The 26509-nt window shown below is 32.5% G+C and carries 24 protein-coding genes, 3 tRNA genes and 1 pseudogene; 23 read left to right on the top strand and 5 right to left on the bottom strand.

From position 1 onward, the window contains the following. The first annotated feature begins 416 nt into the window (after nucleotides 1-416). The 6 genes from ACZM4J_RS10915 to argS all read left to right on the top strand — a co-directional run bounded on the left by ACZM4J_RS10915 (nucleotide 417) and on the right by argS (nucleotide 10157). Nucleotides 417-1691 (top strand): peptidoglycan-binding protein, encoded by a 1275-nt coding sequence (locus ACZM4J_RS10915; protein WP_022165100.1) that lies wholly within the window; start codon nucleotides 417-419, stop codon nucleotides 1689-1691. Between the two features lie 211 nt (nucleotides 1692-1902). Beyond that, entirely contained in the window at nucleotides 1903-2982 is a 1080-nt protein-coding gene (locus ACZM4J_RS10910) for a carbamoyl phosphate synthase small subunit (RefSeq protein WP_022165101.1), read from the top strand. Beyond that, the gene (gene carB / locus ACZM4J_RS10905) at nucleotides 2975-6172 is read left to right on the top strand and encodes a carbamoyl-phosphate synthase large subunit (protein ID WP_412334621.1); all 3198 of its coding nucleotides are present in this window, start codon (nucleotides 2975-2977) and stop codon (nucleotides 6170-6172) included. Before ACZM4J_RS10910 ends, carB begins: the two co-directional genes overlap by 8 nt. 44 nt (nucleotides 6173-6216) lie before the next feature. Then, nucleotides 6217-7002 carry a serine/threonine-protein kinase gene (locus ACZM4J_RS10900; RefSeq protein ID WP_428244770.1) on the top strand — a complete coding sequence of 262 codons (786 nt, stop codon included), beginning with the start codon at nucleotides 6217-6219 and terminating at the stop codon, nucleotides 7000-7002. A gap of 85 nt (nucleotides 7003-7087) precedes the next feature. Continuing rightward, complete coding sequence (locus ACZM4J_RS10895; RefSeq protein ID WP_489486142.1) at nucleotides 7088-8359, top strand: UTP--glucose-1-phosphate uridylyltransferase; 1272 nt, start codon at nucleotides 7088-7090, stop codon at nucleotides 8357-8359. A gap of 34 nt (nucleotides 8360-8393) precedes the next feature. Beyond that, the gene (argS, locus tag ACZM4J_RS10890) at nucleotides 8394-10157 is read left to right on the top strand and encodes an arginine--tRNA ligase (RefSeq protein WP_022165435.1); all 1764 of its coding nucleotides are present in this window, start codon (nucleotides 8394-8396) and stop codon (nucleotides 10155-10157) included. Nucleotides 10158-10287: 130 nt separating this feature from the next. Here the strand turns inward: argS and ACZM4J_RS10885 are convergent, their stop codons facing one another. Together ACZM4J_RS10885 and ACZM4J_RS10880 are read right to left on the bottom strand one after the other, a co-directional pair. Continuing rightward, entirely contained in the window at nucleotides 10288-10566 is a 279-nt protein-coding gene (locus tag ACZM4J_RS10885) for a hypothetical protein (RefSeq protein ID WP_022165434.1), read from the bottom strand. An 85-nt stretch (nucleotides 10567-10651) separates the two neighbouring features. Continuing rightward, nucleotides 10652-10984 (bottom strand): hypothetical protein, encoded by a 333-nt coding sequence (locus ACZM4J_RS10880; RefSeq protein ID WP_022165433.1) that lies wholly within the window; start codon nucleotides 10982-10984, stop codon nucleotides 10652-10654. Between the two features lie 223 nt (nucleotides 10985-11207). Between ACZM4J_RS10880 and ACZM4J_RS10875 the strand changes: the two genes are divergently transcribed. The 3 genes from ACZM4J_RS10875 to ACZM4J_RS10865 are packed head-to-tail and all read left to right on the top strand — an operon-like array spanning nucleotide 11208 to nucleotide 13763. Then, on the top strand, nucleotides 11208-11855 hold the full coding sequence (locus ACZM4J_RS10875) for an HAD-IA family hydrolase (RefSeq protein ID WP_022165432.1): 648 nt from the start codon (nucleotides 11208-11210) through the stop codon (nucleotides 11853-11855). Between the two features lie 11 nt (nucleotides 11856-11866). After that, nucleotides 11867-12748, top strand: a complete 882-nt coding sequence (locus ACZM4J_RS10870; RefSeq protein WP_412623065.1) for a CPBP family intramembrane glutamic endopeptidase — start codon at nucleotides 11867-11869, stop codon at nucleotides 12746-12748. Nucleotide 12749: 1 nt separating this feature from the next. Next, nucleotides 12750-13763 (top strand): glycosyltransferase family 2 protein, encoded by a 1014-nt coding sequence (locus ACZM4J_RS10865; RefSeq protein ID WP_412623064.1) that lies wholly within the window; start codon nucleotides 12750-12752, stop codon nucleotides 13761-13763. 137 nt (nucleotides 13764-13900) lie between these two features. Here ACZM4J_RS10865 and ACZM4J_RS10860 read toward each other — a convergent pair whose 3' ends face one another. Continuing rightward, nucleotides 13901-14623, bottom strand: coding sequence for a phosphatase PAP2 family protein (locus ACZM4J_RS10860; RefSeq protein WP_428244767.1), 723 nt, complete (start codon nucleotides 14621-14623; stop codon nucleotides 13901-13903). Nucleotides 14624-14885: 262 nt separating this feature from the next. Here ACZM4J_RS10860 and ACZM4J_RS10855 point away from each other — a divergent pair, with 262 nt between their 5' ends. Beyond that, on the top strand, nucleotides 14886-17021 hold the full coding sequence (locus tag ACZM4J_RS10855) for a Tex family protein (protein WP_022164617.1): 2136 nt from the start codon (nucleotides 14886-14888) through the stop codon (nucleotides 17019-17021). An 85-nt stretch (nucleotides 17022-17106) separates the two neighbouring features. Here ACZM4J_RS10855 and ACZM4J_RS10850 read toward each other — a convergent pair whose 3' ends face one another. Continuing rightward, complete coding sequence (locus ACZM4J_RS10850; RefSeq protein ID WP_022164618.1) at nucleotides 17107-17304, bottom strand: type 2 periplasmic-binding domain-containing protein; 198 nt, start codon at nucleotides 17302-17304, stop codon at nucleotides 17107-17109. A gap of 21 nt (nucleotides 17305-17325) precedes the next feature. On the opposite strand from ACZM4J_RS10850, the gene ACZM4J_RS10845 reads away from it, so the two are divergent. The 11 genes from ACZM4J_RS10845 to rlmB all read left to right on the top strand — a co-directional run bounded on the left by ACZM4J_RS10845 (nucleotide 17326) and on the right by rlmB (nucleotide 25319). Further along, complete coding sequence (locus ACZM4J_RS10845) at nucleotides 17326-17730, top strand: hypothetical protein (RefSeq protein ID WP_022164619.1); 405 nt, start codon at nucleotides 17326-17328, stop codon at nucleotides 17728-17730. 154 nt (nucleotides 17731-17884) lie between these two features. Then, entirely contained in the window at nucleotides 17885-18775 is an 891-nt protein-coding gene (locus ACZM4J_RS10840) for a leucine-rich repeat domain-containing protein (protein ID WP_428244766.1), read from the top strand. Between the two features lie 338 nt (nucleotides 18776-19113). Next, nucleotides 19114-19186, top strand: a tRNA-Val gene (locus ACZM4J_RS10835). 54 nt (nucleotides 19187-19240) lie between these two features. Continuing rightward, a tRNA-Met gene (locus ACZM4J_RS10830) sits at nucleotides 19241-19314 on the top strand. 164 nt (nucleotides 19315-19478) lie between these two features. Next, nucleotides 19479-19964: a 2-C-methyl-D-erythritol 2,4-cyclodiphosphate synthase gene (gene ispF, locus ACZM4J_RS10825; RefSeq protein WP_022164866.1), complete on the top strand. Its 486-nt coding sequence runs from the start codon at nucleotides 19479-19481 to the stop codon at nucleotides 19962-19964. 10 nt (nucleotides 19965-19974) lie between these two features. Continuing rightward, nucleotides 19975-20886 carry a DUF2156 domain-containing protein gene (locus ACZM4J_RS10820; protein WP_428244739.1) on the top strand — a complete coding sequence of 304 codons (912 nt, stop codon included), beginning with the start codon at nucleotides 19975-19977 and terminating at the stop codon, nucleotides 20884-20886. A gap of 11 nt (nucleotides 20887-20897) precedes the next feature. Further along, nucleotides 20898-21908, top strand: a complete 1011-nt coding sequence (locus ACZM4J_RS10815) for a GNAT family N-acetyltransferase (protein ID WP_428244738.1) — start codon at nucleotides 20898-20900, stop codon at nucleotides 21906-21908. Nucleotides 21909-22047: 139 nt separating this feature from the next. After that, nucleotides 22048-22671 carry a serine O-acetyltransferase gene (gene cysE / locus ACZM4J_RS10810; RefSeq protein WP_022164863.1) on the top strand — a complete coding sequence of 208 codons (624 nt, stop codon included), beginning with the start codon at nucleotides 22048-22050 and terminating at the stop codon, nucleotides 22669-22671. A gap of 19 nt (nucleotides 22672-22690) precedes the next feature. Beyond that, nucleotides 22691-24103, top strand: coding sequence for a cysteine--tRNA ligase (gene cysS, locus ACZM4J_RS10805; protein ID WP_117998982.1), 1413 nt, complete (start codon nucleotides 22691-22693; stop codon nucleotides 24101-24103). Nucleotides 24104-24132: 29 nt separating this feature from the next. Further along, nucleotides 24133-24576, top strand: a complete 444-nt coding sequence (locus ACZM4J_RS10800; protein WP_022164861.1) for a Mini-ribonuclease 3 — start codon at nucleotides 24133-24135, stop codon at nucleotides 24574-24576. A gap of 2 nt (nucleotides 24577-24578) precedes the next feature. Further along, nucleotides 24579-25319, top strand: coding sequence for a 23S rRNA (guanosine(2251)-2'-O)-methyltransferase RlmB (rlmB, locus tag ACZM4J_RS10795; RefSeq protein WP_022164860.1), 741 nt, complete (start codon nucleotides 24579-24581; stop codon nucleotides 25317-25319). 106 nt (nucleotides 25320-25425) lie between these two features. Here the strand turns inward: rlmB and ACZM4J_RS10790 are convergent. Continuing rightward, nucleotides 25426-25498, bottom strand: a tRNA-Thr gene (locus ACZM4J_RS10790). Between the two features lie 305 nt (nucleotides 25499-25803). On the opposite strand from ACZM4J_RS10790, the gene ilvN reads away from it, so the two are divergent. Both ilvN and ACZM4J_RS10780 read left to right on the top strand, forming a co-directional pair. Further along, nucleotides 25804-26286, top strand: coding sequence for an acetolactate synthase small subunit (gene ilvN / locus ACZM4J_RS10785; protein WP_022164859.1), 483 nt, complete (start codon nucleotides 25804-25806; stop codon nucleotides 26284-26286). An 86-nt stretch (nucleotides 26287-26372) separates the two neighbouring features. Further along, nucleotides 26373-26509: pseudogene (locus ACZM4J_RS10780) on the top strand (ketol-acid reductoisomerase); the annotation flags it as partial.

The following is a 26509-nucleotide window of genomic DNA, read 5'->3' as shown; positions in this document are numbered from 1 at the left end:
CAGTCCAATACAGACTCAGCCTCTTGGTTGCATAAAAAATGCGTAACAGATATTAAAACCTGTTACGCAATAAAAGTCTAACTTTTTGGGGTCACATCATTATTATTTTTTAGACACAGCTTCTTTTTTGGCTTCGTTAGTGGAGATAGTGAAAAAAAGTGATTATGCTCAAATAGGAGAGGTATGTTCATGGTAAGGAGAAAAAAATCCGTTTGCATTGCCATAGTAATGATATTGTCTATATTGTTTAGTACAAACAATCAGGCGTATGCAAATAATACAGAAAATGAAATTACAAACATTGCATAGGTTTATAGTTCAACTGACACAGAGGGAAAGCGGATATATGAAAATGTTGTCATAAAATATTAAGTAATCCATATAATGTATAGATTAAAAAAGTATGGAAAAAGTATATGCTTATAAAAATGCAGGTAAATTCAGGAGATATAGGTGAATTACAAATAAATGTAGTTGACAGTAATAATGTGCCAATAAAAGATGCAAGGGTAATAATTAGCAGAAAAACAAATGAGAATGAACCGCTAGATAATGAGACAACACAATTAGAGCAATTATCAACGGATTCTTCAGGTCAGACAGAAGTAGTAGACTTAGATGCCCCACCTTTAGAGTACAGTTTGGATGAAAATAATGATAATATGCCTTATGCTAATTACAATGTGGAGGTAGATGCACCGGGATATGAGTCGGAAAATATTGATAACGTTGAAATATTGCCAAGGTCTTTGGCAATACAAAATGTAAAACTTGAAAAGGTTCAAGGCGAAGAAACTGAAAATATAAATATTCCACCCCACACTCTTTATTATGAGTATCCAGCAAAAATCCCTGAAGATGACATAAAGGATGTAAATGAGCCGGGAGAAATCGTATTAAGCAGAGTGGTTGTGCCTGAATATATTGTTGTACATGATGGTACACCAAGTAGTAATGCAAGAGACTATTATGTAACTTATAAGGATTACATTAAGAATGTGGCGTCGTCAGAAATATATGCTACATGGCCAAGAGCAACCTTAGAGGCTAATATTTTGGCAATTATGTCATTTACATTAAATAGAGTGTATACGGAATGGTACCGAAATAAAGGCTACGATTTTACTATTACATCCTCAACTGCCTATGACCAAAAATGGATTAATGGCAGAAATATTTTCGAATCAATTAGTGTTGTAGTTGACAGCATATTTGATCAATATTTATCATTCCCTGATGTAAGACAGCCGATACTTACACAGTATTGTGATGGCAGAAGAGTAACCTGTCCTAACTGGTTAAGTCAATGGGGGTCCTGTAATTTAGGAGAACAAGGATATTCAACATTAGAAATTATACGAAATTATTACGGTAGTGAAATGTATATTAATACAGCGGAACAAATAGCAGGTATACCTGCTTCATGGCCTGGATATGATTTAACAATAGGTAGTAGCGGACAGAAAGTTCAGCAGATACAGGAGCAGTTAAATACAATCGGAAAAGTGTATACAGCCATTGGAAATGTAAATGTAGATGGTATTTACGGTGAAGACACCCAAAGAGCCGTAAGAAACTTCCAAAAAATATTTGACTTGCCACAAACAGGCATAATTGATTTTGCAACCTGGTATAAAATATCACAAATATATGTGGGCATAACAAGGATTGCAGAAGGAATTCCACGTTAAAATGTAAATTTATAAAATTTTTTGAAAAAATATGCATTCTAAGGAGTGCATATTTTCTCATTTCTGCTATAATAAAATATTAAGAGAAAAATCAGAGATTGACTAATAGAATTAAAAAATGTTAGTAAACATATTGAAAGAAATGTCGATATTTGATATAATCTTGTAAGTTTAGGCAAAAATACTAAAACAAACGAAAGGAAAAACATTTATGAACGCATTTCTTATCTTAGAAGACGGTACAGTTTTCGAAGGAAAATCAATTGGTAGCAAAAAAGAAATTATTAGTGAAATCGTGTTTAACACGTCTATGTGGGGTTATTTAGAAGTATTGACTGATCCATCATACGCAGGACAGGCAGTATGTATGACTTACCCACTTCAGGGAAACTATGGTATATGTCATGAGGACATGGAATCATTACATCCTTGGCCGGATGCTTACATAGTACATGAATTAAGCAGAATGCCAAGCAACTTCAGAAGTGATGATACAATTCAGAATTTCTTAGTTGAAAATGACATACCGGGAATTTCAGGTATTGATACAAGAGCACTTACAAAGATTCTTAGAGAAAAGGGTACCATGAATGGTATGATTACAACAAACGAAAATTATAATTTAGACGAAGTGTTACCTAAGATTAAGGAATACAAAGTAACAGGAGTTGTAAAGAAAGTTTCATGTAAGGAAAAGAAAGTACTTAAAGGTGATAAGTACAATGTGGCTTTACTTGATATTGGAGCCAAAAATAACATTGCAGAATCATTAAATAAGAGAGGCTGTAATGTAACAGTTTTACCATGTGATACATCAGCAGAAGAAATTATTGCAATGAATCCTGACGGTGTTATGTTATCCAACGGACCGGGAGATCCAAAAGAATGCGTTTATCAAATTGAACAGATAAAGAAATTATATAATTCAGACATTCCAATTTTTGCAATTTGTTTAGGTCATCAGCTTATGGCACTTGCAACAGGAGCTGATACAAAGAAAATGAAATATGGCCATAGGGGTGGAAATCATCCTGTAAAGGATTTAGATTCAGGTCATGTTTATATTTCATCACAGAACCATGGATATGTGGTTGACGGAGATACAGTTAATCCTGAAATTGCAAAAGTTGCATTTGTAAATGTGAATGACAAGACAGTTGAAGGTTTAAGATACAAAAACAAAAACATATTTACAGTTCAGTTCCATCCGGAAGCTTGCCCGGGACCACAGGATTCAGACAGACTATTTGATGAATTTATTGAAATGATGGAGGTTAAGAAGAATGCCTAGAGATTTAAGCATAAAGAAAGTTTTAGTAATAGGTTCAGGTCCTATTGTAATAGGACAGGCAGCAGAGTTTGACTACGCCGGAACACAGGCATGTCGTTCTCTTAAAGAAGAAGGTATTGAGGTAGTATTATTAAACTCAAACCCTGCTACAATTATGACAGATAAGGACATTGCAGATGAAGTTTATATTGAACCATTAACAGTACCTGTTTTAAAGAAGATTATTCAGAAAGAAAAACCGGACAGCATTCTTCCAACTCTTGGTGGTCAGGCAGGACTTAACCTTGCAATGGAAATTGCTGAAACAGGATTTTTAGAAGAAAATAACTGTAGATTAATTGGTACAACTTCAGAAACAATTAAGAAGGCAGAAGACCGTTTGGAATTTAAGGAAACTATGGAGAAGATTAATGAGCCATGTGCCCCATCTCTTGTAGTTGAAACAGTTGAAGACGGTATTGAATTTGCTAATAAGATTGGTTACCCAGTTGTACTTCGTCCTGCATATACACTTGGTGGTAGTGGCGGTGGTATCGCTAACAACCAGCATGAATTAGTGGAAATCCTTGAGAATGGTTTAAGACTTAGCCGTGTAGGACAGGTTTTAGTAGAAAGATGTATTGCAGGTTGGAAAGAAGTTGAATACGAAGTAATGAGAGACTCAGCCGGCAATTGTATTACAGTATGTAATATGGAAAATATTGATCCTGTTGGCGTTCATACAGGTGACAGTATAGTAGTTGCTCCATCACAGACATTAGGTGATAAGGAACATCAGATGCTTCGTACATCAGCACTTAACATTATTAACGAATTAAACATTACAGGTGGATGTAACGTACAGTATGCACTTCATCCTGAAAGTTTTGAATATTGTGTAATTGAGGTAAACCCTCGTGTTAGCCGTTCATCAGCATTAGCTTCAAAGGCTACAGGTTATCCAATTGCAAAGGTTGCAGCAAAGATTGCGTTAGGTTATACATTAGACGAAATCAAGAATGCAATTACAAAGAAAACATATGCAAGTTTTGAACCTGCACTTGATTACTGTGTAGTTAAGATTCCAAGACTTCCATTTGATAAATTTATTACAGCGAGTAGAAAATTAACAACTCAGATGAAAGCTACCGGTGAAGTTATGAGTATTTGCAATAACTTTGAAGGTGCATTAATGAAAGCTATCAGATCACTTGAACAGCATGTTGAATGTTTAATGGATTATGATTTTACAGAATTAAACGATGACGAATTAGAAGATATGCTTCACAAAGTAGATGATAGAAGAATCTGGGTTATTGCAGAAGCTTTAAGACGTGGTGTAAGTTACGACCATATACATGACATTACAAAGATTGACAAGTGGTTTATTGACAAACTTGCAATTATCGTAGAAATGGAAAATGCGTTAAAGACTCAGCCACTTACAGCAGAATTATTAAAAGAAGCTAAGAGAATTGAATTCCCGGATACAGTTATCAGCAGACTTACAGGAAAGAGCGCAGATGAAATTAAACAGATGCGTTATGATAACAATATTGTTGCAGCATATAAGATGGTTGATACATGTGCGGCAGAATTTGAAGCTGAAACACCATACTATTATTCAGTATACGGTGGAGAAGATGAAGCAATTGAAACAAAACCACAGAAGAAGGTTCTTGTTTTGGGTTCGGGTCCAATCCGTATTGGACAGGGTATTGAATTTGACTTCTGTTCAGTTCATTGTACATGGTCATTTAAAGAAGAGGGTTATGAAACAATTATTGTAAATAACAATCCTGAAACAGTATCAACAGATTTTGATATTGCTGATAAACTTTACTTTGAACCATTAACACCTGAAGATGTTGAAAATATTGTAAACATTGAAAAGCCTGATGGGGCAGTTGTACAGTTCGGTGGTCAGACAGCTATCAAATTAACTGAAGCCCTTATGAAGATGGGAGTTCCAATTTTAGGTACAGATGCAAAAGATGTAGACGCTGCAGAAGATAGAGAATTATTTGATGAAATTCTTGAACAGTGTGGAATCCCAAGACCTACAGGTGGTACTGTATTTACAGCAGAAGAAGCAAAAGAAGTTGCAAACAAATTAGGTTATCCTGTATTAGTAAGACCTTCTTATGTACTTGGTGGTCAGGGTATGCAGATTGCAACATGTGATGAAGAAGTTGAAGAATTCATGGAAATCATCAACAGAATTGCACAGGATCATCCTATTTTAGTAGATAAATATTTACAGGGAACAGAAGTAGAAGTTGATGCTATCTGTGACGGAGAAGATATTTTAATTCCTGGTGTAATGGAACATATTGAAAGAGCCGGAGTTCACTCAGGTGACAGTATTTCAGTATATCCTGCATACACATTATCACAGGATATTATTGATACAATTGAAGATTATACAAAGAAACTTGCAATGTCACTTCATGTAAAAGGTATGATTAACATTCAGTTTATTGTATGTGACGGAAAGGTTTATGTAATAGAAGTTAATCCACGTTCATCAAGAACAGTTCCATATATTAGTAAGGTTACAGGTATACCAATTGTAAAACTTGCTACAAAATGTATTATTGGACACAAGATTAAAGAACTTGGATATACACCTGGCTTACAGCCAAAGGCTGATTACTATGCAATTAAGATGCCTGTATTCTCATTTGAAAAGATTAGAGGAGCAGAAACAAGCTTAGGACCTGAAATGAAATCAACAGGTGAATGTTTAGGAATTGCCAAGACATTTAACGAAGCTTTATACAAAGCATTCTTAGGTGCAGGTGTAGTTCTTCCAAAACATAAGAAGATTATTATGTCAGTAAAAGATGCTGACAAGCAGGAAATTATTCCATTGGCTAAGCGTTTTGAAAAATTGGGATACGAGATTTACGCTACAAGAAGCACAGCAGATGTTTTAAGAGAAAATGGAGTAGATGCAATTAAGGTTAATAAGATTCACCAGGAAGCTCCTACAGTAATGGACTTATTACTTGAGCATAAGATTGACATTGTTGTTGATACACCAACTCAGGGACGTGATAAGAGTAGAGATGGATTCTTAATCAGACGTACATCAATCGAAACAGGTGTAAACTGCTTTACAAGTTTGGATACAGTAGATGCTTTACTTACAAGCTTAGAAAGCGATGCAAAAGAAAATCTTACATTAGTAGATATTGCTACTTTATAAGAGGCTTAAGATTGGAGAGAAGCACATCCGGAAAGGTGTGCTATATGGACAAAATAATAAATACGGTAGTTGGAGGACGATATTATGTATTGGAGAACATAGGAACCGGAGGTAGTTCCTGTGTGTATAAGGTTAAAGATGTTTATACTTCAAAAATGTTTGCCTTGAAACAGTACATAACATCAGATCCTGCCAACAGAGAAAAATTATTGGAAGGAATGGAAAAAGAACTTAATGCGCTTAAGCATTGTAGTCATCCGGTCCTTCCAAAAATTTTTAATTTAATAAAAGAAGATGGAAGATTCTATCTGATTATGGAGTATGTAGAAGGTATAAACTTAGATGACTATGTGAAAATCAATGGTTGCATGAACAGAAAACAACTTGCCAATGTGGCAGAACAGTTGTGTAGTGGGCTATATTATTTGCATTCCTTAGAGAAACCTATCATTTACAGAGATTTGAAACCGTCTAATATTATTATGAAAAAAGATGGCAGAATCAAGTTAATAGATTTTGGAATTTCTAAACGATATAGTGTTGATGCTGTTGATTATGTAGCTTTAGGCAGTGTGGGATTTGCCGCACCTGAACAATATGGAGACTGTAAAGGTATTAGTTTGTATAATACAGACATTCGAACAGATATATACGGTATAGGAACAACGTTATATTTTTTGCGCACAAAGAAAAAATATAATAACAAAATAAAATCTTTTAGAGTTAATGGTAAGTTAAGAAAGATAATAAAGAAATGCACAGAAATTAACCCAAAAGACAGATATCAAAACTGTATTGACCTTCTATGCGACATTAAAAAACTTGCATAATATACAAAAATATTTTATTCTTAATAATATGTAAGAGAGTCGTTATAATTGATAATCACAAAATTAATTTCATGGCAGTTATGTTATGGAAATTTTAATGATGGAATTGAAAGGAAAGCGAGGAAATATGAGTTACGATGATATTAAAAAGTTATTAGAGGAAAATAATCAGGAGCAGTTATTAAAGTATTATGATGAACTAAACGATACTCAAAAAGCAAATTTATTAGATCAGATTAGTAAGCTTGATTTTAGTTTAATTGATTTAATTAAAAATAAAGAACACAGTGGAGATAAAGGTGTTATCACACCATTAGATGATGCTGTTTCCATTAAGAACATAGAGGAAAACAGAGAAAAGTTTACTGCTGTAGGTGCAGATGCAATTAAAAAAGGAAAAGTTGCAGCACTTCTTTTAGCAGGTGGTATGGGAACAAGACTTGGTTCAGATAAGCCAAAGGGCATGTACAACATTGGTGAAACAAAAGATGTTTATATTTTTGAAATGCTTATTAGAAATTTAATGGATGTTGTAAATGAAACAGGTGCTTGGGTTCCTTTATATATTATGACAAGTGAAAAGAACAATGATGATACAATTAATTTCTTTAAAGAGATGAATTATTTTGGGTATAATCCTGATTTTGTTGATTTCTTTATTCAGGAAATGGCCCCAGCAACGTCTTTTGATGGGAAGATTTATCTTGAAGGAAAAGACAGAGTATCAACTTCACCGAATGGCAATGGTGGTTGGTTTATTTCTTTTGTTAAATCAGGTTTATGCAAAAAGGCAAAAGAAATAGGTGTAGAATATATTAATATTTTTGCTGTTGATAATGTTTGTCAGAGAATGGCTGATCCTTGTTTTGTAGGTGCTATGATTGACGGCGGCTACCGCTCAGCAGCTAAGGTTGTATCAAAGGTAAACCCTGAGGAAAAAGTAGGCGTGCTTTGTTTAGAAGATGGAAAACCATCAATAGTTGAATATTATGAACTTACAGAAGATATGCGCTATGAAACATTGGATAATGGTGAGTTGGCATATAAGTATGGTGTAATATTAAACTATTTATTTAATATAGAAGATTTAGAAAAGAATCTTGAAAACAATTTATCAGTTCATATTGTAAAGAAGAAAATTCCATATATAAATGAGAACGGTGAATTAGTTAAACCTGAAACAGAAAATGGTTACAAGTTTGAAACTCTTGTTTTAGATATGATTCACATGATGGATAACTGTCTTGCCTATGAAGTGGTAAGAGAAAAAGAATTTGCCCCTATTAAAAACAAAACAGGTGTGGATTCAGTAGACACTGCAAAAGAGTTATTAAAATTAAATGGTGTTGAATTATAAAATATAATTAAATACATAAAGAATGGAGAGCATAATGAAAAAGTTACTGGAACTAATAACAGAGGAATTTGAAAAAGCATTTGAAAAATGTGATTATGATAAAAAATTAGGAAAAGTTAGTGTTTCTAACAGACCTGATCTTTGCGAATATCAGTGCAATGGTGCCATGGCCGGTGCAAAATTATACCATAAAGCGCCTATTATGATTGCAAATGATGTTGTTGAAGCAATTGGAAATAATGGCATGTTCAAATCAGTGGAAGCTGTAAATCCCGGATTTATTAATATTAATTTGAATAGCGACTTTTTAGCAAAATATTTAAATGAAATGAATTTGGCAGATAAGCTTGGAATAGAAAATGACAATATTGAAACAGTTGTAGTTGATTACGGCGGAGCAAATGTTGCAAAACCACTTCATATTGGTCATTTACGTTCAGCAGTTATTGGTGAAAGTGTAAAAAGAATTTCAAAGTACATGGGAAATAAAGTTATTGGAGATGTTCACTTAGGGGACTGGGGACTTCAGATGGGACTTATTATTACTGAGTTACAGGAACGTAAGCCGGACTTACCATATTTTGATGAAAGCTTTACAGGAGAATATCCAAGTGAAGCACCATTTACAATTTCTGAATTAGAAGAAATTTATCCATGTGCAAGTAAGAAATCAAAAGAAGATGCTGCTTTTAAGGAAAAAGCCCATGAAGCAACATTAAAACTTCAAAGTGGATATGCTCCATACACAGCACTTTGGAAACATATTATGAATGTTTCAAAAATTGATTTAAAGAAGAACTATGATAACTTAAATGTTGAATTTGATTTATGGAAAGGTGAAAGCGATGCTCAGCCTTATATACCTGGATTAATTCAGGATTTAATTGATAAGGGATTGGCATATGAAAGTCAGGGAGCTTTAGTTGTTGACATTGCAGAAGAAGGAGACAGCAAAGAACTTCCTCCATGTATAGTTAGAAAGTCAGATGGAGCAGCTTTATATGCAACATCAGATATCGCAACTTTAGTTCAAAGAGAACAGGACTTCCAGCCAAATAAGTATGTTTATTTAGCAGACAAGAGACAGGATTTACACTATACACAGTTCTTTAGAGTTGCTAAGAAGGCAGGCATTGTTAAACCTGAAACAGAATTGAAATTTATTGGTTTTGGTACAATGAATGGCTCAGACGGTAAGCCTTTTAAGACTCGTGAAGGTGGCGTAATGCGTCTTGAAAATCTTATTTCACAGATTAACGAAGCTGTTTATAATAAGATTATGGAAAACCGTTCAGTAAGCGAAGAAGAAGCCAGAGAAACTGCAAAGATTGTAGGTTTGGCAGCTTTAAAATATGGTGATTTGTCAAATCAGGCATCAAAAGACTATGTTTTTGATATTGATAGATTTGCTTCTTTTGAAGGAAACACAGGTCCATATATTTTATATACAATTGTTCGTATTAAATCAATTATCGAAAAATACAAAGAAGAAGGAAAGACAGTAGATAATCTTTCTATTATTGATACAGATAATGATGAACAGTTACAGTTAATGCTTGAAATTGCCAAGGCGAATGAAGTAATTGAAAATGCAGCTAAGGAATTAGCCCCACACAAGATTTGTTCATATATTTATGATTTATCAAATGCATTTAACAGATTTTATCATGGAACAAAGATTCTTTCTGAAGCAGATGAAAAGAAGAAAGAAGGCTATATTGCATTAATTAACATGGCAAAGAAAGTATTAGAGACAGGTATTGATTTACTTGGTTTCTCAGCACCAGAGAAAATGTAATGTTTATACATTACTTTTTCATAAATTTTATATTTTTAATATTTTTTATGGTTATATTTATAACCTTATTATCCAACAGGATTTATTTCTAAGAAACGGTGTTTCTTAAAAAAGGCATCACTTAGTTGTTTTAGCTAAGTGGTGCCTTTGTTGTCCAGTTGAGAAAATCTGATATGCTTTTTTCGTTTTCATAGGATAGAATATCATAAAATACACCGTCACCATGAAAACTTTTGCCTGAATCTTTTTCGTAGGTTATAGAATAATCTATACTTAATGGAATTTTTACTCCCCAATTTAAATAGAGTGTAAAAAAATAAGATGTAAATAGTTTGAATAATATTATAATGATTAAAATAATAGCAATGAAAATGGGTATTATTATTTTGTAGATTTTTTTGTTTTTCATTTTTTTGTTCCTTTTATGATAAAGACCGGATAGCTTATTAACTATCCGGTCTTTATAAACTGTTTAATAGTTATCTACTAGCTGTTTATTTAGTAGTAGTCTGTTCTGTAGTTGCTGCAGTAGTAGTCTGTGTAGCACTGCTGTTAGTTGTTCCCTTTACATTTGAATCACCCTTCTGAACAAGAGCGTTTCTAATGCTTTCAAGCTGGCTCTTAGATAATTCAGTGTGTGATGTAGTTGTTGCAGGTGTATAAAGACCTGTTGTAACTGCAATTGAATAACCCATGTATCCTATAAAAATAATTGCCACTAATGTAGTTACAACATAAGCTGCGATTTTCTTCATGTTTCTTTTCTTTGTGGCATGTTTTCTGTTGTACTTTTCCTGTTTGTACTTGTCTACTTTTTCTTGACTCATTTTTATGTACCTCTCAAAAATTTAATATTAGATAATTCAGAAAAATCACTGGATGTAAGCGATAATCAATTCTGTCTTATCTTTGGTTTAAATATAATGAATACAATCAAAATCGTTTTCATTTTCCGAAACCAAAACACTATTAAATTATAAAGCAAAAACGGATGTAAAACAAGTGGGTTTGTGTTATAATAGTTTGAAAATTGCGTAAAAGAGGAAATCTATGAAAGAGTACAAGGTTATAATTTTTGATTTAGATGGAACCCTTAGCGATTCCGGTATTGGAATAACAAAGTGTGTTCAGTATGCTTTGAAAAAACTAAATATTATAGAAGAGGATTTGGAAAAATTAAAACATTTTGTGGGGCCGCCTCTTAAAGATGAATTAATGAAAACTTATGGTTGTTCAGAAGAACAGGCAAAGCAGGGTGTTGAATTTTATAGAGAAAGATATACACCTATAGGAATATATGAAACAAGCCTGTATGAAAAGGTGGAGCAGTTACTTATATCTTTGAAAGAAAAAGGTAAAATCATTGCTTTGGCAACATCAAAACCATTAGGCATGGCGAAGGAAGTTATTAAATATTTACATATTGAGCAATATTTTGATTATGTAAAGGGAGCAGATTTAAATGGTCCTATACATAATAAGAACGATGTATTGCTAGCTTTACTTAATGAAATTAATTCTGTAGATAAAAATGAAATGGTTATGATTGGAGATACTATTTTTGACATTGAAGGTGCAAATTCAGTTGAAATAGATTCAATAGGTGTTTCATATGGATATGGAGTTGTAGAAGAAATGAAAGAGAAAGGCGCAAAGGCAATAGCAAATACGCCTATTGATTTGTTGGATTTAGTTTAAAGGAGTATGTTTTGAAAGAAAGAACTTTAGGAAGAAAACTTTGGGGTATAGTAACTCCAATGTTAATTTATTTATGTATACAAATAGCAGTAATAGTTATTATTCAGGGTGGAATTACAGCGTATGGTATTTTCCATGGCATGTCATCATCAAAACTTCAACAATATTTAACAGAAATTACAAATAGCTATGCTATGTTACTTACAGGTATTTCTGCACTTGGAACAATTCCGATTATGGGACTGATGATGAAACTTGATATAGACGCAGATAAGAGAACAGGTGATTTTAAAAGATATGAATCAGTAAAAAAATGGAAATATTTATTGATACTGCCGTTTGGAGCGTTTTGTATGTGGTGGGCAAGTATGCTTGTGTCAATATTACAAATGTTTATGCCACAGTTTATGATTGACAGTTATTCAAGTACACAGACTGCCATTAATTCAAGCTCATTTATATCTCAGCTTGTTACAGCAGGCTTCATTGCACCTATTGTAGAGGAAATGATTTTTAGAGGGCTGATTTATAAAAGATTAAAAGTCTTATCTAATGTTACAATAGCTGCAATTTTATCGGCAGTATTATTTGGGGTATTTCATGGAAACTGGATACAGGCACCATATACTATTATTATAGGCTTGCTTGCTGTTTGGTTATATGAAAAGTATAAGTCAATTGTTGCTCCAATATTATTTCATATGGGAGCAAATATTACATCAGTGTTAGTTTCGGCAATGTCTGAGGCAGCGGCCACAGGAAGTGAAACAACAGAAACAATATCTAATAGCGAACTTATTTATGGCTTATTTACAGTGATGATTGTTTTTGCTTTGGCATCATTGGTTATTGGTGTTATAATAAACAAATTAGTTAAACCTAAGGAGGTATAAAATGAAATTATTAACAGTAGCTATTCCATGCTACAATTCAAGTGAATATATGGACAAGAGTATAAGAAGTGCAATTAGCGGCGGTGACAGAGTGGAAGTTGTAGTGGTTGATGATGGTTCATCTGATAATACATTAGAGATTGCGAACAAATATCAGAAGAAATTTCCTGATATTGTAAAAGTTGTTCATCAGGAGAATGGTGGTCATGGTGAAGCTGTAAATACAGGTATCAAAAATGCTACAGGTCTTTACTTTAAAGTTCTTGATAGTGATGACTGTCTTGGGAAAAATGCTTTACAGAAAGTCCTTGATTTATTAGAGGACATGGTTTCAAAAGATGCAGGACTTGACATGCTGATTTCTAACTTTATGTATGATAAGCAGGGAGCAAAGCATAAGAAAATTATGAAATACAAAAGCGCAATGCCTGTAGGAAGAATGTTTGGTTGGGATGAATTACATTTTGGCACATCACAGTATTTATTAATGCACTCGGTTATATATAGAACAAAAGTATTAAGAGAATGTAAGATGCAGCTTCCAAAACACACATTTTATGTGGATAATATTTATGTGTTCCAGCCATTACCATATGTAAAGAACATTTATTACTTAGATGTATGTTTATACAAATACTTTATAGGAAGAGATGATCAGTCGGTAAATGAATCAATTATGATTAAGAGATTGGATCAACAGTATAGAGTCACACGTATAATGTTAGATGTATACAACAATACTGTTATAGAAAATAAACACACAGATAATGCCATGGTTCATTACTTTGATATGATGATGTGTGTCTCATCAATTCTTTCTATATTGGAAGGTTCAGAACAAAGATTAAAAGACAAAGAAAAATTATGGCAGGATGTTTTAGAAAGTAATCCTGTGTTATATCAAAAGGTTAGAAAGTCACTTCTTGGTAGAACAATGAATCTACCTGGTAAAGTTGGAAGAAAATGTTCTGTAATAGGCTATGCATTAGCTCAAAAAATATTTGGATTTAACTAAAATGAAAAAAGCTAAGTCTCATTAATGAAAAGGAATGTAAACCAAACATTAATGAGATTTAGCTTTTTATATTAGAAACTAAATTATTTTTTTATAAAAATAAAACAATTATAAGTATTATAATCTAAGAATTGTAATTATTTTCTTTTGTTTAAAAAATAAAGAACCTGATGTTGTTTAGGATCTTTAATTTTTGGAGCAGGAAATTCTGTATTTCTAAACCACCATTTAAATACTATAAAGTACAGTATAAAAGCTAAGGCGGTTCCTGCTAAAACATCTAAAACAGAATGTTGTTTTAAAAACAATGTTGACATACATATCAAAATAGCTAATATAAGCGATATTACTTTAATATGTTTTCTTGAATTTAAGCCCTGCATGTGTGGACTTTTTACTAAACAAATGTGTGCGCTAATAGTCACGTATACGTGAAGACTAGGAAAAACATTTGTTGGTGTATCGTTATTGTATAGGAAATGGACTAAGTCAATAAGTATGTTTTCCCTACCGATATTAGAAAGTCGAAGTTCTAAACCGTTAGGATAGAATGTACATACCAGTAAAGCAATAGTCATTCCTGTAAACTCATAGGCACAAATACGATAAAATTCATTTTTTGAATGATAAAAAAGAAAAACAAATATAGCAGGTATATATAAAAACCACAATAAATATGGAATTACAAACCATTCGCAAAATGGAATAATATCATCCAAAGGACAATGCATAATATGAAGTCCCGGAAAATCTGCCGGTATATATTTTTCTAAAAGAATGAACCATGGCATATATATGAAAACATATAGTAAGGGCCATGCGTGTTTGTACTTACGAAGCTCATTGGATATTTTGCTCATAAGTCACCTTCATCTAATTGTTTATTTATTTTGAACTAATGATTTACGAGAAATGAAACTCGTAATCACAAGTAGTATAATAGACACATTATATTAAAAAACTATTACAAAATGCACACAAATTTATAAAAATTTGATAGAATAGTTATGGTCCTAAAAAAGTATAACATTGTGAAAATGAAAAATAAAGACTTATTAAATATAAAAATATTAGAGTTATTTATATAAGAATATTAGAGAGTAATTAAAGAAGGTAGGAAAAATGAACATTAATGAAATTATTGCAGAAGAATTACAGGTAAAAGTTTGGCAGGTAGAAGCAGCAGTAAAGTTAATAGATGAGGGAAATACAATTCCTTTTATTGCCAGATACAGAAAACCCGTAACGGGAGAGTTAAATGACGAACAGTTAAGAGACTTAGATGAAAGACTAAAATATTTACGTAATTTAGAAGAGAAAAAAGAGACAGTTATTGCTTCTATTGAAGAACAGGGCAAAATGACTGATGAATTAATGAAGCAGATAAAAGAGGCTAAGACTATTGTTGCAGTGGACGATATTTACAGACCATACAGACCAAAACGAAAAACAAAAGCAACAGAAGCTAAGGCAAAAGGTTTAGAGCCACTTGCAAATATTTTTCTTCTTCAAAAGAGTGAGAAGACACCGGAGGAAGAAGCGAAGAATTATATTAATGAAGAATTAGGTGTGGAAACAGTAGTAGATGCCATAAATGGTGCAAAAGACATTATTGCAGAAGCTGTGTCAGATGACGCAGAATATAGAAATGCCATAAGACATACGGTAATTAAGCATGGAAATATAACATCTAAGGCAAAGAATGAAGAGGAACAGACACCTTATGAAAATTACTATGCCTATAGTGAAGCTATTGATAAAATTCCAGGTCATAGAATATTAGCAATTAATCGTGGCGAAAAAGAAAAGGTACTTAATGTAAAAATAGAAATGCCTGATGAAAATATTATTAGAGTTTTGGAAAAATCCATAATTGTAGGCCAAAGTCCTTTTTCAGACGTTTTAAAAGAAGCAATTGAAGATGGTTTTACAAGATTAATAAAGCCAGCCATTGAAAGAGAAATAAGAAACTCTTTAACAGAAAAGGCAGAGGACGGAGCAATTTCAGTATTCGGCCAGAACTTAAAACAGCTTCTTATGCAACCACCAATTGCAGGAAAAACAGTATTAGGCTGGGATCCTGCTTTTAGAACAGGCTGTAAGCTGGCAATTGTAGATGAGACAGGCAAAGTATTATACACCAAAGTGATTTTTCCAACAGCACCACAAAATAAGGTTGAAGAGTCAATTAAGATTGTTTTAGATCTTGTTAAGAAATACAATGTTAGCCTTATATCATTGGGAAATGGTACAGCTTCAAGAGAATCAGAAGCAGTTGTATGTGAAATAATTAAGAGATGCCCTACAAAATTAGAGTATGTAATAGTAAATGAAGCAGGAGCTTCTGTTTATTCTGCAAGCAAACTAGCAACAGAAGAATTTCCTAATTTTGATGTGGGACAAAGAAGTGCAACTTCAATGGCAAGAAGATTACAGGATCCATTAGCAGAACTTGTAAAAATTGAACCAAAGGCAATTGGCGTAGGACAATATCAGCATGACATGAATCAAAAGAAACTGGAAAATGTACTTGGAAATGTTGTGGAAGATTGTGTTAATAATGTAGGCGTTGATTTAAATACAGCTTCAGCATCTCTTCTTGAATATGTTTCAGGAATAAGTAAAACCCTTGCAAAAAATATTGTTGCATATAGAGAGGAAAACGGTCAGTTTACAACAAGAAAGCAGCTATTAAAAGTTGCTAAATTAGGTCCAAAGGCTTTTGAACAGTGTGCAGGTTTCCTTAGAATCAGAAATGGTAAAGAACCTTTGGATTATACAAGTGTTCATCCTGAAAGTTATACAGCAGCTAAAAAGCTTTTAAAGAAATTTGGTTACACAACAGATGATTTGCTATCAGGAAATGTTAAAATTGCAAAAGATGTAAAAGACATTAAAGCTGTGGTAGAAGAAATTGATACGGACGAAATAACCTTAAAAGATATGATTGCTGAAATGGAAAAGCCGGGTAGAGATCCAAGAGAAGAAATGCCTAAGCCAATCCTTAAAAGTGATGTTTTAGATTTTGATGATTTAAAAGAAGGCATGGAACTTAAAGGAACTGTAAGAAATGTAATTGATTTTGGGGCTTTTGTTGATATTGGTGTTCATCAGGACGGTCTTGTTCATATTTCAGAAATGAGTGATAAGTTTATAAAACATCCATTAGATGTGGTATCTGTTGGAGATGTTATAAATGTGAAAGTATTAAGTGTTGATAAGCAAAGAAAGCGTATTCAGCTTACTATGAAATTATAATGTAAGATTGCAGTTTGATGTAAGATGCTGCTTAATGTAAGATTACAGTTTGATGTAAGATTATAGTAGAAAAATGGTTTGCTTCCTATAAGGAGTCAAACCATTTTTTTGTATATTCAAGAAAGTTCTGTTCATCCTCTGTAAGTAATTTATCCTTATCCCAGGCGATGGCAAGAGAACGGGATACTTTTTCTTTAAGTGGAACTATTGTAACTTTATCTGAATGTTGCAGGTTAAAAAACTTTTCAGGCAGAAGCCCAATCCCCTTATCCTTTTCAATCATATATCTAAGAGCCGCGTAATCATGGGTTTCAAAAACAACATTAGGAGTAAAATCACCATAAGTTTTACTACAACAAAAAAAGATGATGTGCCGGAAACAACTGAAAATGTAACAACAGGCAACAATACAAATGCTAGTACAACTGCTAAAAAAGCACTTAAGAAAACAAAGATAACTAAAAAGAGCAAGAAAAAATTAGCTTCAAAGAAAATTAAATTAACATTTAGGAAAGTAACAGGAGCTAAGAAGTATGTAGTACAAGTGTCAACAAGCAAAAAGTTCAAAAAGGTACTATATAAGAAGGTTGTCAGAAAGACAAAAGCTACTCTTTCAAGTAAGAAAATTAAAAATAAAAAGAAATTATATGTAAGAGTAAAAGCAGTAGGTGCAAGCAAATGGTCAAAACCTGCAAGAATTAAAAGATAAAATTTACATAAGGGATAAAAAATGGTACAATATTCCATGTTGAAGGGGGTGAAAGACTTAAATTATATTTTCAAGAAAATTCTAAATTTCTAAAATAAGTATGAAAAGTATTTCCCAAATCCCCAATAAAATATTATACGCGGAGGAAGTGTTTATGAAAAAAAGAACATTAAAGTATTTATTTTTAATTGCTGCAATTATGTTTTGTGTAAGTAGTAATACAAAAGTACAAGCAGCATCAGATTTTGTTATTAAAAAGAGTGGGCAGGAGTACATACTGACAGAATATAAGGGAAGAGATACTACAGTATATGTTCCTAAAAAAGTAACTATTATAAACGGAGCTTTTAAGAATAATAAGAAAATCAAAAAAATCGTTTTATCAGATAAGGTAGACAGTATTTACGATGGTAGTTTTGATACGTTGAAGAATCTGAAAGAAGTAGTTTTTTCAAAAGGTTTAACAACAATAGAAAAAGGAGCTTTTAGAAAGTGTCCTAAAGTAAAGAGCATTAAAATTCCTAAAAAATGCAAATATATAGGTGATTATGCTTTTGCCGGATTGTCAGGTTTGAAATCAATAAAAGTTGAAAAAGGCAATAAATCTTTTAAAGTGTACAAGGGAGCATTATTTAACAGTAAGAAGACGGAGTTAATTTGTTACCCAAGAAAGTATAGTGGGAACAAAGTGTTTACCATTCCAAAAACAGTAAAAGTTATTGCAAGTTACGCATTTAAGGATAATTGTTATTTGGAAAAATTAATAATCAAAGGTGATGCTTACGACGGTGGCTATGATGATATGAAGGCATTTACTAATATGAAAAAGCTCAAAACTGTAGTGTTTAAAACAACACAGAAGAGAGATAATATTAGTTTTCGTAATTGCAAAAAATTAAAAAAAGTTGTCTTAGCTGAAGGAACTGAAAAGATTGTAGACAAGCAATTTTATGGTTGTAAAAATTTAACAGATATTAATATTCCAAAATCTGTGAAAATAATTGAAAAGAATGCATTTAAAGGTTGTACAAAATTAAAATTGTAGAATTAAGAGAAAAAGCATCGAAGATAAGGTTATGAAAAACTTTGTTTTCGATGCTTTCTTATGTGATGGAAAATAAGTCTGAAAATTCTATTGAATAAATTTTTAATTGTACATACACTTGGAACCAAAATAAAATAGTTGCTGTATAGGCGTACATTGGTTGATTTATGCTATAAAAGCTACAGATATGTCTATGAGATTTGGTTCTATAGCAAAGGAATAATAGAGTGGAATTTAGATATGCAAAATGGCCAAAATAAAAAATATTAAAAAAATAAAAAAAGTGCTTGACAATTTTCGCTCAAAAGTATATATTAATAAAGCAGTTTGAAAGCAATGGGATCTTAGCTCAGCTGGGAGAGCATCTGCCTTACAAGCAGGGGGTCACAGGTTCGAGCCCTGTAGGTCCCATTTATAGTTTTCAAATGACAATTTAATAATTAACACTTATGTGTTATTCATTGTGGCGAGATAGCTCAGTTGGCTAGAGCACACGGTTCATACCCGTGGTGTCGAGGGTTCGAATCCCCCTCTCGCTACTTTTTTATTGCCCTAAAATATTTTTTGTTTTAGGTTTTTTTTTACCAAAACTAAGGGCTTAGATAACTTTTTTCATTTTTGTACATAATATAATGATTTTATTAAAAAGTGTGGTATAATAAAAGCATCTTTGCGGAAAAATATAATTTAATAGGAGAATACTATGAGAATAGGGATGGGATATGATGTCCATAAATTAGTAGAAAACAGAAAATTAATATTAGGCGGAGTGGAGATTCCATACGAGTACGGACTTCTTGGACATTCAGATGCAGATGTTGTTGTTCATGCAATTATGGACGCTTTACTTGGTGCAGCAGCATTAGGTGATATAGGAAAACATTTCCCTGATACTGATCCGCAGTATAAGGATATTTCAAGTATTAAATTATTGAAGCATGTAGGAAAATTATTAGAAGAAAATAATTATGTAATAGGAAATATTGATGCAACAATTATATGCCAGAAACCGAAACTTGCTCCCTACAGGGAACAGATGGTGAAAAATGTGGCAGATGTATTAAATATTAATGTGAATCAGGTGTGCATAAAAGCAACAACAGAAGAAGGGTTAGGTTTTACAGGGGAAGGACTTGGAATTTCATCACAGGCTATTGTATTGTTAGAGGAGAATATACATAACAGATAGAAGGCAAAATATGAAAGATTATCAATTACACGAAATAAAAATAGAGGACTACAACCAAATAAATGAATATTACAATTTAAGAAGACCGGAGACGGCAGACAGTAATATACTTGATTTGTTCCTTTGGGAGAATTGTTATCCAACATGGTATTTTACAAATGAACATGGATTAATGTGGGTGGCAAAGAGTGAAGATAATCAATACTATTCATCAGTGCCTTGTTGCAGGGAAGAAGACTTGAAAGAATGTTTCCTTGAAACACAGGACTATTTCAACAATGTATTAAAGAAGAAACTAACAATGTACCTTGTTGATAAGAAGGCTCTTGAAACTTTAGATTTGCCGGAAGATGAATATATAGTAATACCTGACAGAACATACTACGATTATGTATATGATGCTGAAAAACTAAGAACTTTCAGTGGCAAAAAATACCACAAGAAGAAAAATCATCTAAATGCCTTTAAGAAAGAATATGAAGGTCGATACTCATTTAAGATTCTAGGTAAAGAAAATGAAAAAGAAATTTTAGAATATTTGGAAAAATGGAAAGAAACAAAAAGTCATGCTGAAGAACATGAGTTTATAGACAGTGAAGCAAAAGGAATCAAATATATTTTGGATAATGAAGAAGTTTTTGATTACAAAATTGGCGGTGTGTATGTAGATGGCAAATTAGAGTCTTTCTGCATAGGAAATTATTATGAACAGGAAGATATGGTTTATCTGCCGGTAGAAAAGGCAAATCCGGAAATAAGAGGACTTTATCAGTATATTTGTAGCCAGTTTTTAATTGAAGCATTTCCACTGGCAGGAAAAGAAAACAGAGAAGACGACATGGGAATTGAGGGACTTAGAAAATCCAAATTATCATATAATCCTATTTATATGGTAGAGAAATACACAATAATTCAGAAGTAGAGAGAGTGGTTATGGTAAGATTACTTGAGAATAATGAAAAAACAAAAATAAGAGATTTGTATGAGCATTGTTTTGAAGAAGATACAAAAGAGTTTGTTGATTACTACTTTGACAAACGAATTCGTGAAAACGAGGTAGTGGTTAATGAAAAGGATGGTGAAATTGTATCTGCTATTCATTTGATTCCAAAAGATGCAGTTGTAGGAAACCTGAAAACAAATGTAACTTACATTTATGCAGTTGCTACATGGGAAAAATATAGAAAAAAAGGATATATAAAAGAAATATTTCAGGACGTTATTTCAAGTATGTTTTTAAATATGGATGTTTTTACATATTTAATTCCATCAAGTCCTGAAAATGCAGAAATATATAGAAAATTCGGTTTCGAATTTGTTATGGACAAGCGGGAAATGATGGAGAAAGAGCATAGAAGAAAGCCAAGCCATTCTGTTATTAGAAGAAAAGCCGAAAAGTCAGATTTAGTAAAGCTATCAATTTTTGCACAGCAGGCAATGGACAGTAACCATCGCATTGCTTTATCAAAAGATTTAGACTATTTTAAGCAAATGCTTGAGTTAGTTGAAGTTGAAAATGGCGAAATAGAGTTGTTTATCCAAAAGAAAGTAATTGTTGGGTACAGAATATTTATAGATGGTGAAATATTAGAAGAAGTGTTAGACAGCAGTTTGCAGACTCTTAGTTGGCAAAGTGATGTTAGAAAACCATACGCAATGGCAAGACTTATTAATATTAGAAAAACATTGAGGTTGTTATCTTTTAAGGATTTTAAAGAAAGAACAATAAGGATTACAGATCCGATTTTAAACGAAAATAATGGATGCTTTAAGATGAATTTCCATCATGGAAGTGTTAAGCTGGACAAAATCGAAAATCAGGAAGATGTAGATTTTGATGTTAGTATTGGAGAACTTACAGCACACATATTTGGCTATAAAAAAATACCAAATTTTCCAACGGTTTGTAAAAAAGACAGCTTTTTCATAAACGATTATGTTTAAGAAAAGTGGTATACTTTAGAAATTGTGGTATTATAAAGAATTGTAGTGTCATAATTAATTAAGTATTTGACTGATAAGATATTAAATTAAAAATATAATGCATATATAGTAATTAGACGAATTTAGTTTGGAGATTAAAATGGGATTTTTAAAATTTTACAAAGAAGAAGTAGAAGTAATAAAGGATAGAGATCCTGCAATAAAAAAAGATATTGAGGCAATATTATATCCAAGTTTTTGGGCAATTTATAATTATAGAAAAGCTCATAAGCTATATTTAAAAGGAAAAGTTTTTAGAGCAAGACGCATATCACAAAGAACAGCCAGAAAGACAGGTATAGAAATTCATCCGGCAGCCCAGATTGGTAAAGGTTTATTTATTGATCATGGTCATGGCGTGGTTATTGGTGAAACTGCAATAATTGGAGAAAATGTTACTTTATATCAGGGAGTTACCCTTGGAGGTACCGGCAAAGAAAAAGGAAAACGTCATCCCACTATAGGCAATAACGTTATGATTGGATCGGGAGCGAAAGTTCTTGGTTCGTTTACAATAGGTGACAACTCAAAAGTTGCAGCAGGCTCTGTTGTATTGGAGGAAGTACCACCAAACTGTACAGTTGTGGGGGTGCCGGGTATTGTGGTAAAACAGGATAATGTTCCGGTTCAGCACAATGATTTAGATCAGGTACACATTCCACATCCTGTACAAAATGAATTAAAGAGATTAAACGATGAAATAGAAAAGTTAAAAAACAAATAGTCTACATAAAGGAGATAATATGAAAATTTACAATACTTTAACAAAGAAAAAAGAAGTTTTTAAACCTATATCAGAAGAACAGGTTGGCATGTATACATGTGGACCTACAGTTTATCATTATGCGCATATTGGAAATCTTCGTAGCTATATTATGGAAGATGTACTTGAAAAAGAGTTGCGTTATGAAGGTTACAACGTAAAGAGAGTTATGAATATTACTGACGTTGGCCATTTATCAAGTGATGCTGATACTGGCGAAGATAAAATGTTAAAGGGTGCAAAAAGAGAACATAAGACAGTTATGGAAATTGCCAAATTCTATACAGATGCATTTTTCTCAGATTGCAAAAAATTAAATATTAAAACTCCTGACGTAGTTGAACCTGCAACAAATTGTATTGATGAATTTATTAATATGATTAAGGTTCTTCTTGAAAAAGATTATGCGTATGTAGCAGGTGGTAATGTATATTTTGATACATCAAAGCTTAAAGAATACTACACATTAACAAGTCATGATGAAGATGAACTTATGGTTGGTGTAAGAGATGATGTAGATGAAGACGAAAACAAGAAAAATAAAACAGACTTTGTATTATGGTTTACAAAATCAAAGTTTGATAATCAAGAGTTAAAATGGGATAGTCCTTGGGGTGTTGGTTACCCTGGATGGCATATTGAATGTTCTTGCATTAGTATTAAACATTTAGGAGAACATTTAGATTTACATTGTGGTGGAATTGATAATATTTTCCCACATCATACAAACGAAATTGCACAGAGTGAGTCATTTTTAGGTCATAAATGGTGCAATTACTGGTTCCATGTACATCATTTAAATGATAAGAGTGGTAAGATGAGTAAGTCAAAGGGAGATTTCCTTACAGTTTCATTATTAGAAAGTAAAGGTTATGATCCTGTTGTGTACAGAATGTTCTGTTTACAGTCTCATTATAGAAAACCACTTCAGTTTAGTTACCAGGTACTTGATTCTGTAGCTGCCGGCTATAAGAAGTTAAGAAACCGTATTGGCAAGCTTACAAATGATGGCGAAATAAATCAGGAATTAGTAAAGGAATACAAAGAAAAGTTCATTGATGTTGTTGGAAATGATTTAAATACAGCTTCAGGTATTACATTAGTATATGATGTATTAAAAGAAGATACTAATGAGGCAACAAAATTAGCTATTATAAATGATTTTGACAAAGTTCTTTCATTAGACCTTACAAAGGGTGCTATTGAAGAAAAGAAAGAAGAAAATATTGACAGCGAATTAGAAACATACATTAATGAAATGATTGCTAAGCGTGCAGAAGCAAAGAAAAACAAAGATTTTGCTACAGCAGACTCAATTAGAGATGAGTTAGCTTCTAAGGGAATTATTTTAAAGGATACACGTGAAGGAACAACTTACCATATTGAAAAGTAAGTTTAGCGAAAATGGAGATAATTCAAAACATGGATTTATTTGAGATAATAAAAAACAAAATGGAGTTAGAGGAGATAACAATTACTGATTATTCTCCTTTGACTTTGGCTTATATAGGTGATGGAATATATGAAATCATCATTAGAACAGTAATTGTTGACGAGGCAAACCGTCAGGTAAACAAAATACATAAGGCAGCTTCTAATCTAGTCAAAGCCCAAACACAGGCAGAAATGATTCATTTAATTATGGATGATTTAACAGAAGAAGAAGTGAAAATCTACAAACGTGGAAGAAATGCCAAGGCAATTACAAGAGCCAAGAATGCATCAATGTCTGATTACAGAGTTGCAACAGGTTTTGAGGCACTAATGGGATGGTTATATTTAACAAAGCAGTCAGACAGAATGATGGAACTTATAAAAATGGCTGTTAGCAGATTTAAGAATAACGAAGAAAATAAGAGAGGTTAATTTTGAGATACGAGGAATTTGTAATAGAGGGACGAAATGCCGTAATTGAAGCTTTCAGAGCCGGGAAAACAGTAGATAAGTTGTTTGTGTTGGAACATTGCAAAGAAGGTTCAATGAACACTGTTTTACGTGAAGCAAAAAAACACGATACGATAATTAATTATGTAAAAAAAGAAAGACTTGATCAAATGTCAGAAACAGGAAAGCATCAGGGAGTTATTGCATATATTGCAGCTTTTGAATATGCAACAGTTGATGATATTTTGAAAAAGGCAGAAGATAAAGGGGAACCACCATTTGTTGTTATTTTAGATGATATTGAAGATCCACATAATTTAGGGGCAATTATCCGTACAGCAAATTTAGCAGGTGCCCATGGTGTAATTATTCCAAAACACAGAGCGGCAGGACTTACGGCAACTGCAGTTAAAGCATCAGCCGGAGCAGTTAGCTACACACCGGTTGCCAAGGTTACAAACATCTCAAAAACAATAGAAGAGTTAAAAGATAAAGGTTTATGGTTTGTGTGTGCAGATATGGGTGGCACAACAATGTACGATTTAGACCTTAAAGGACCTATAGGTTTGGTTGTTGGAAACGAAGGAAAAGGTGTTAGCAGACTTGTAAAAGAAAAATGCGACTTTATTGCATCAATTCCCATGTTCGGAGATATTGATTCATTAAATGCTTCTGTGGCAACAGGAGTTTTGGCGTATGAAATCGTAAGACAGAGAATGAAATAAAAATACAAGCTACTTTCAAATGATTATGAAAGTAGCTTGTATAAATAATAAATAACTGAAATCAAAAAGAGTGCATTAAGTTTTAATGCACTCTTTTTAGCTATAAAGCTGCCTAGGGGACTTGAACCCCCGACCTCCGCCTTACCAAGGCGACGCTCTACCGACTGAGCCAAGGCAGCTTGCCACAACAAATATTAGTATATAAAATTTATATTTTTTAGTCAACAGAATAATTTTCTTTTTGCACAAGTGTGCGTCCTTAATGGAGCACTTTGGGGGAATAAGAAAATGTGGATAAATTTCTTGCTGTATAAAACAGATATGAAATATATTAAAAAAGGTCAAGAAAAAATGTTATATTCATATATTGTAAATAGGATAAATTTTTGATAAAATTTACAAGGAATGATAAATACGTTTCATTGACAAAAATGTTATATGTGATAGTATTAATTGATAGAAACTGAGAAAAGGGGAATACATTATGAACAAGAAAGTTTTATCAGTATTAGTTGACAATACATCAGGTGTATTGAACAGAATAGCAGGCTTATTTAGCAGAAGAGGATACAACATTGACAGCTTAACTGTTGGTGAAACTGAGAATCCACTTTATTCAAGAATGACAATAGTTGTAACAGGTGATGATGACATTCTTGAACAGATTATAAAGCAGATTACTAAATTAGAAGATGTTAAAAGAGTTGATGTTTTAGAACCATCTAATTCAGTAACAAGAGAACTTATTTTAGTTAAGATTAAGACAACACCTGAACAGAGACAGCAGGTTATGGCTATGACTGAAATTTTCAGAGCTAACATCGTAGACGTAGCAAAAGAAAGTGTAATGATTGAAATTACAGGTAGTCAGTCAAAGTTATCAGCGTTTTTAAGCTTATTAGAAGATTACGAAATCTTAGAACTTGTAAGAACAGGTATTACAGGTTTAGCAAGAGGTGTTAAATAAAGTCGATTTAGGAATAGGCTAGGTAAAAAAGATTATTTTATAGTTTAACTATAATAAAATAAAAATATACATATGGAGGCAAAGAAATGTCAGAAGCAAGAATTTTTTATCAGGAAGATTGTAACTTATCATTATTAGATGGAAAGAAGATTGCAATCATCGGTTATGGTAGCCAGGGACATGCACATGCATTAAACTTAAAAGAATCAGGATGTGACGTAAT

The sequence above is a fragment of the Eubacterium sp. genome, assembly GCF_057858645.1.
This window is presented reverse-complemented; position numbering and strand designations above follow the sequence as displayed.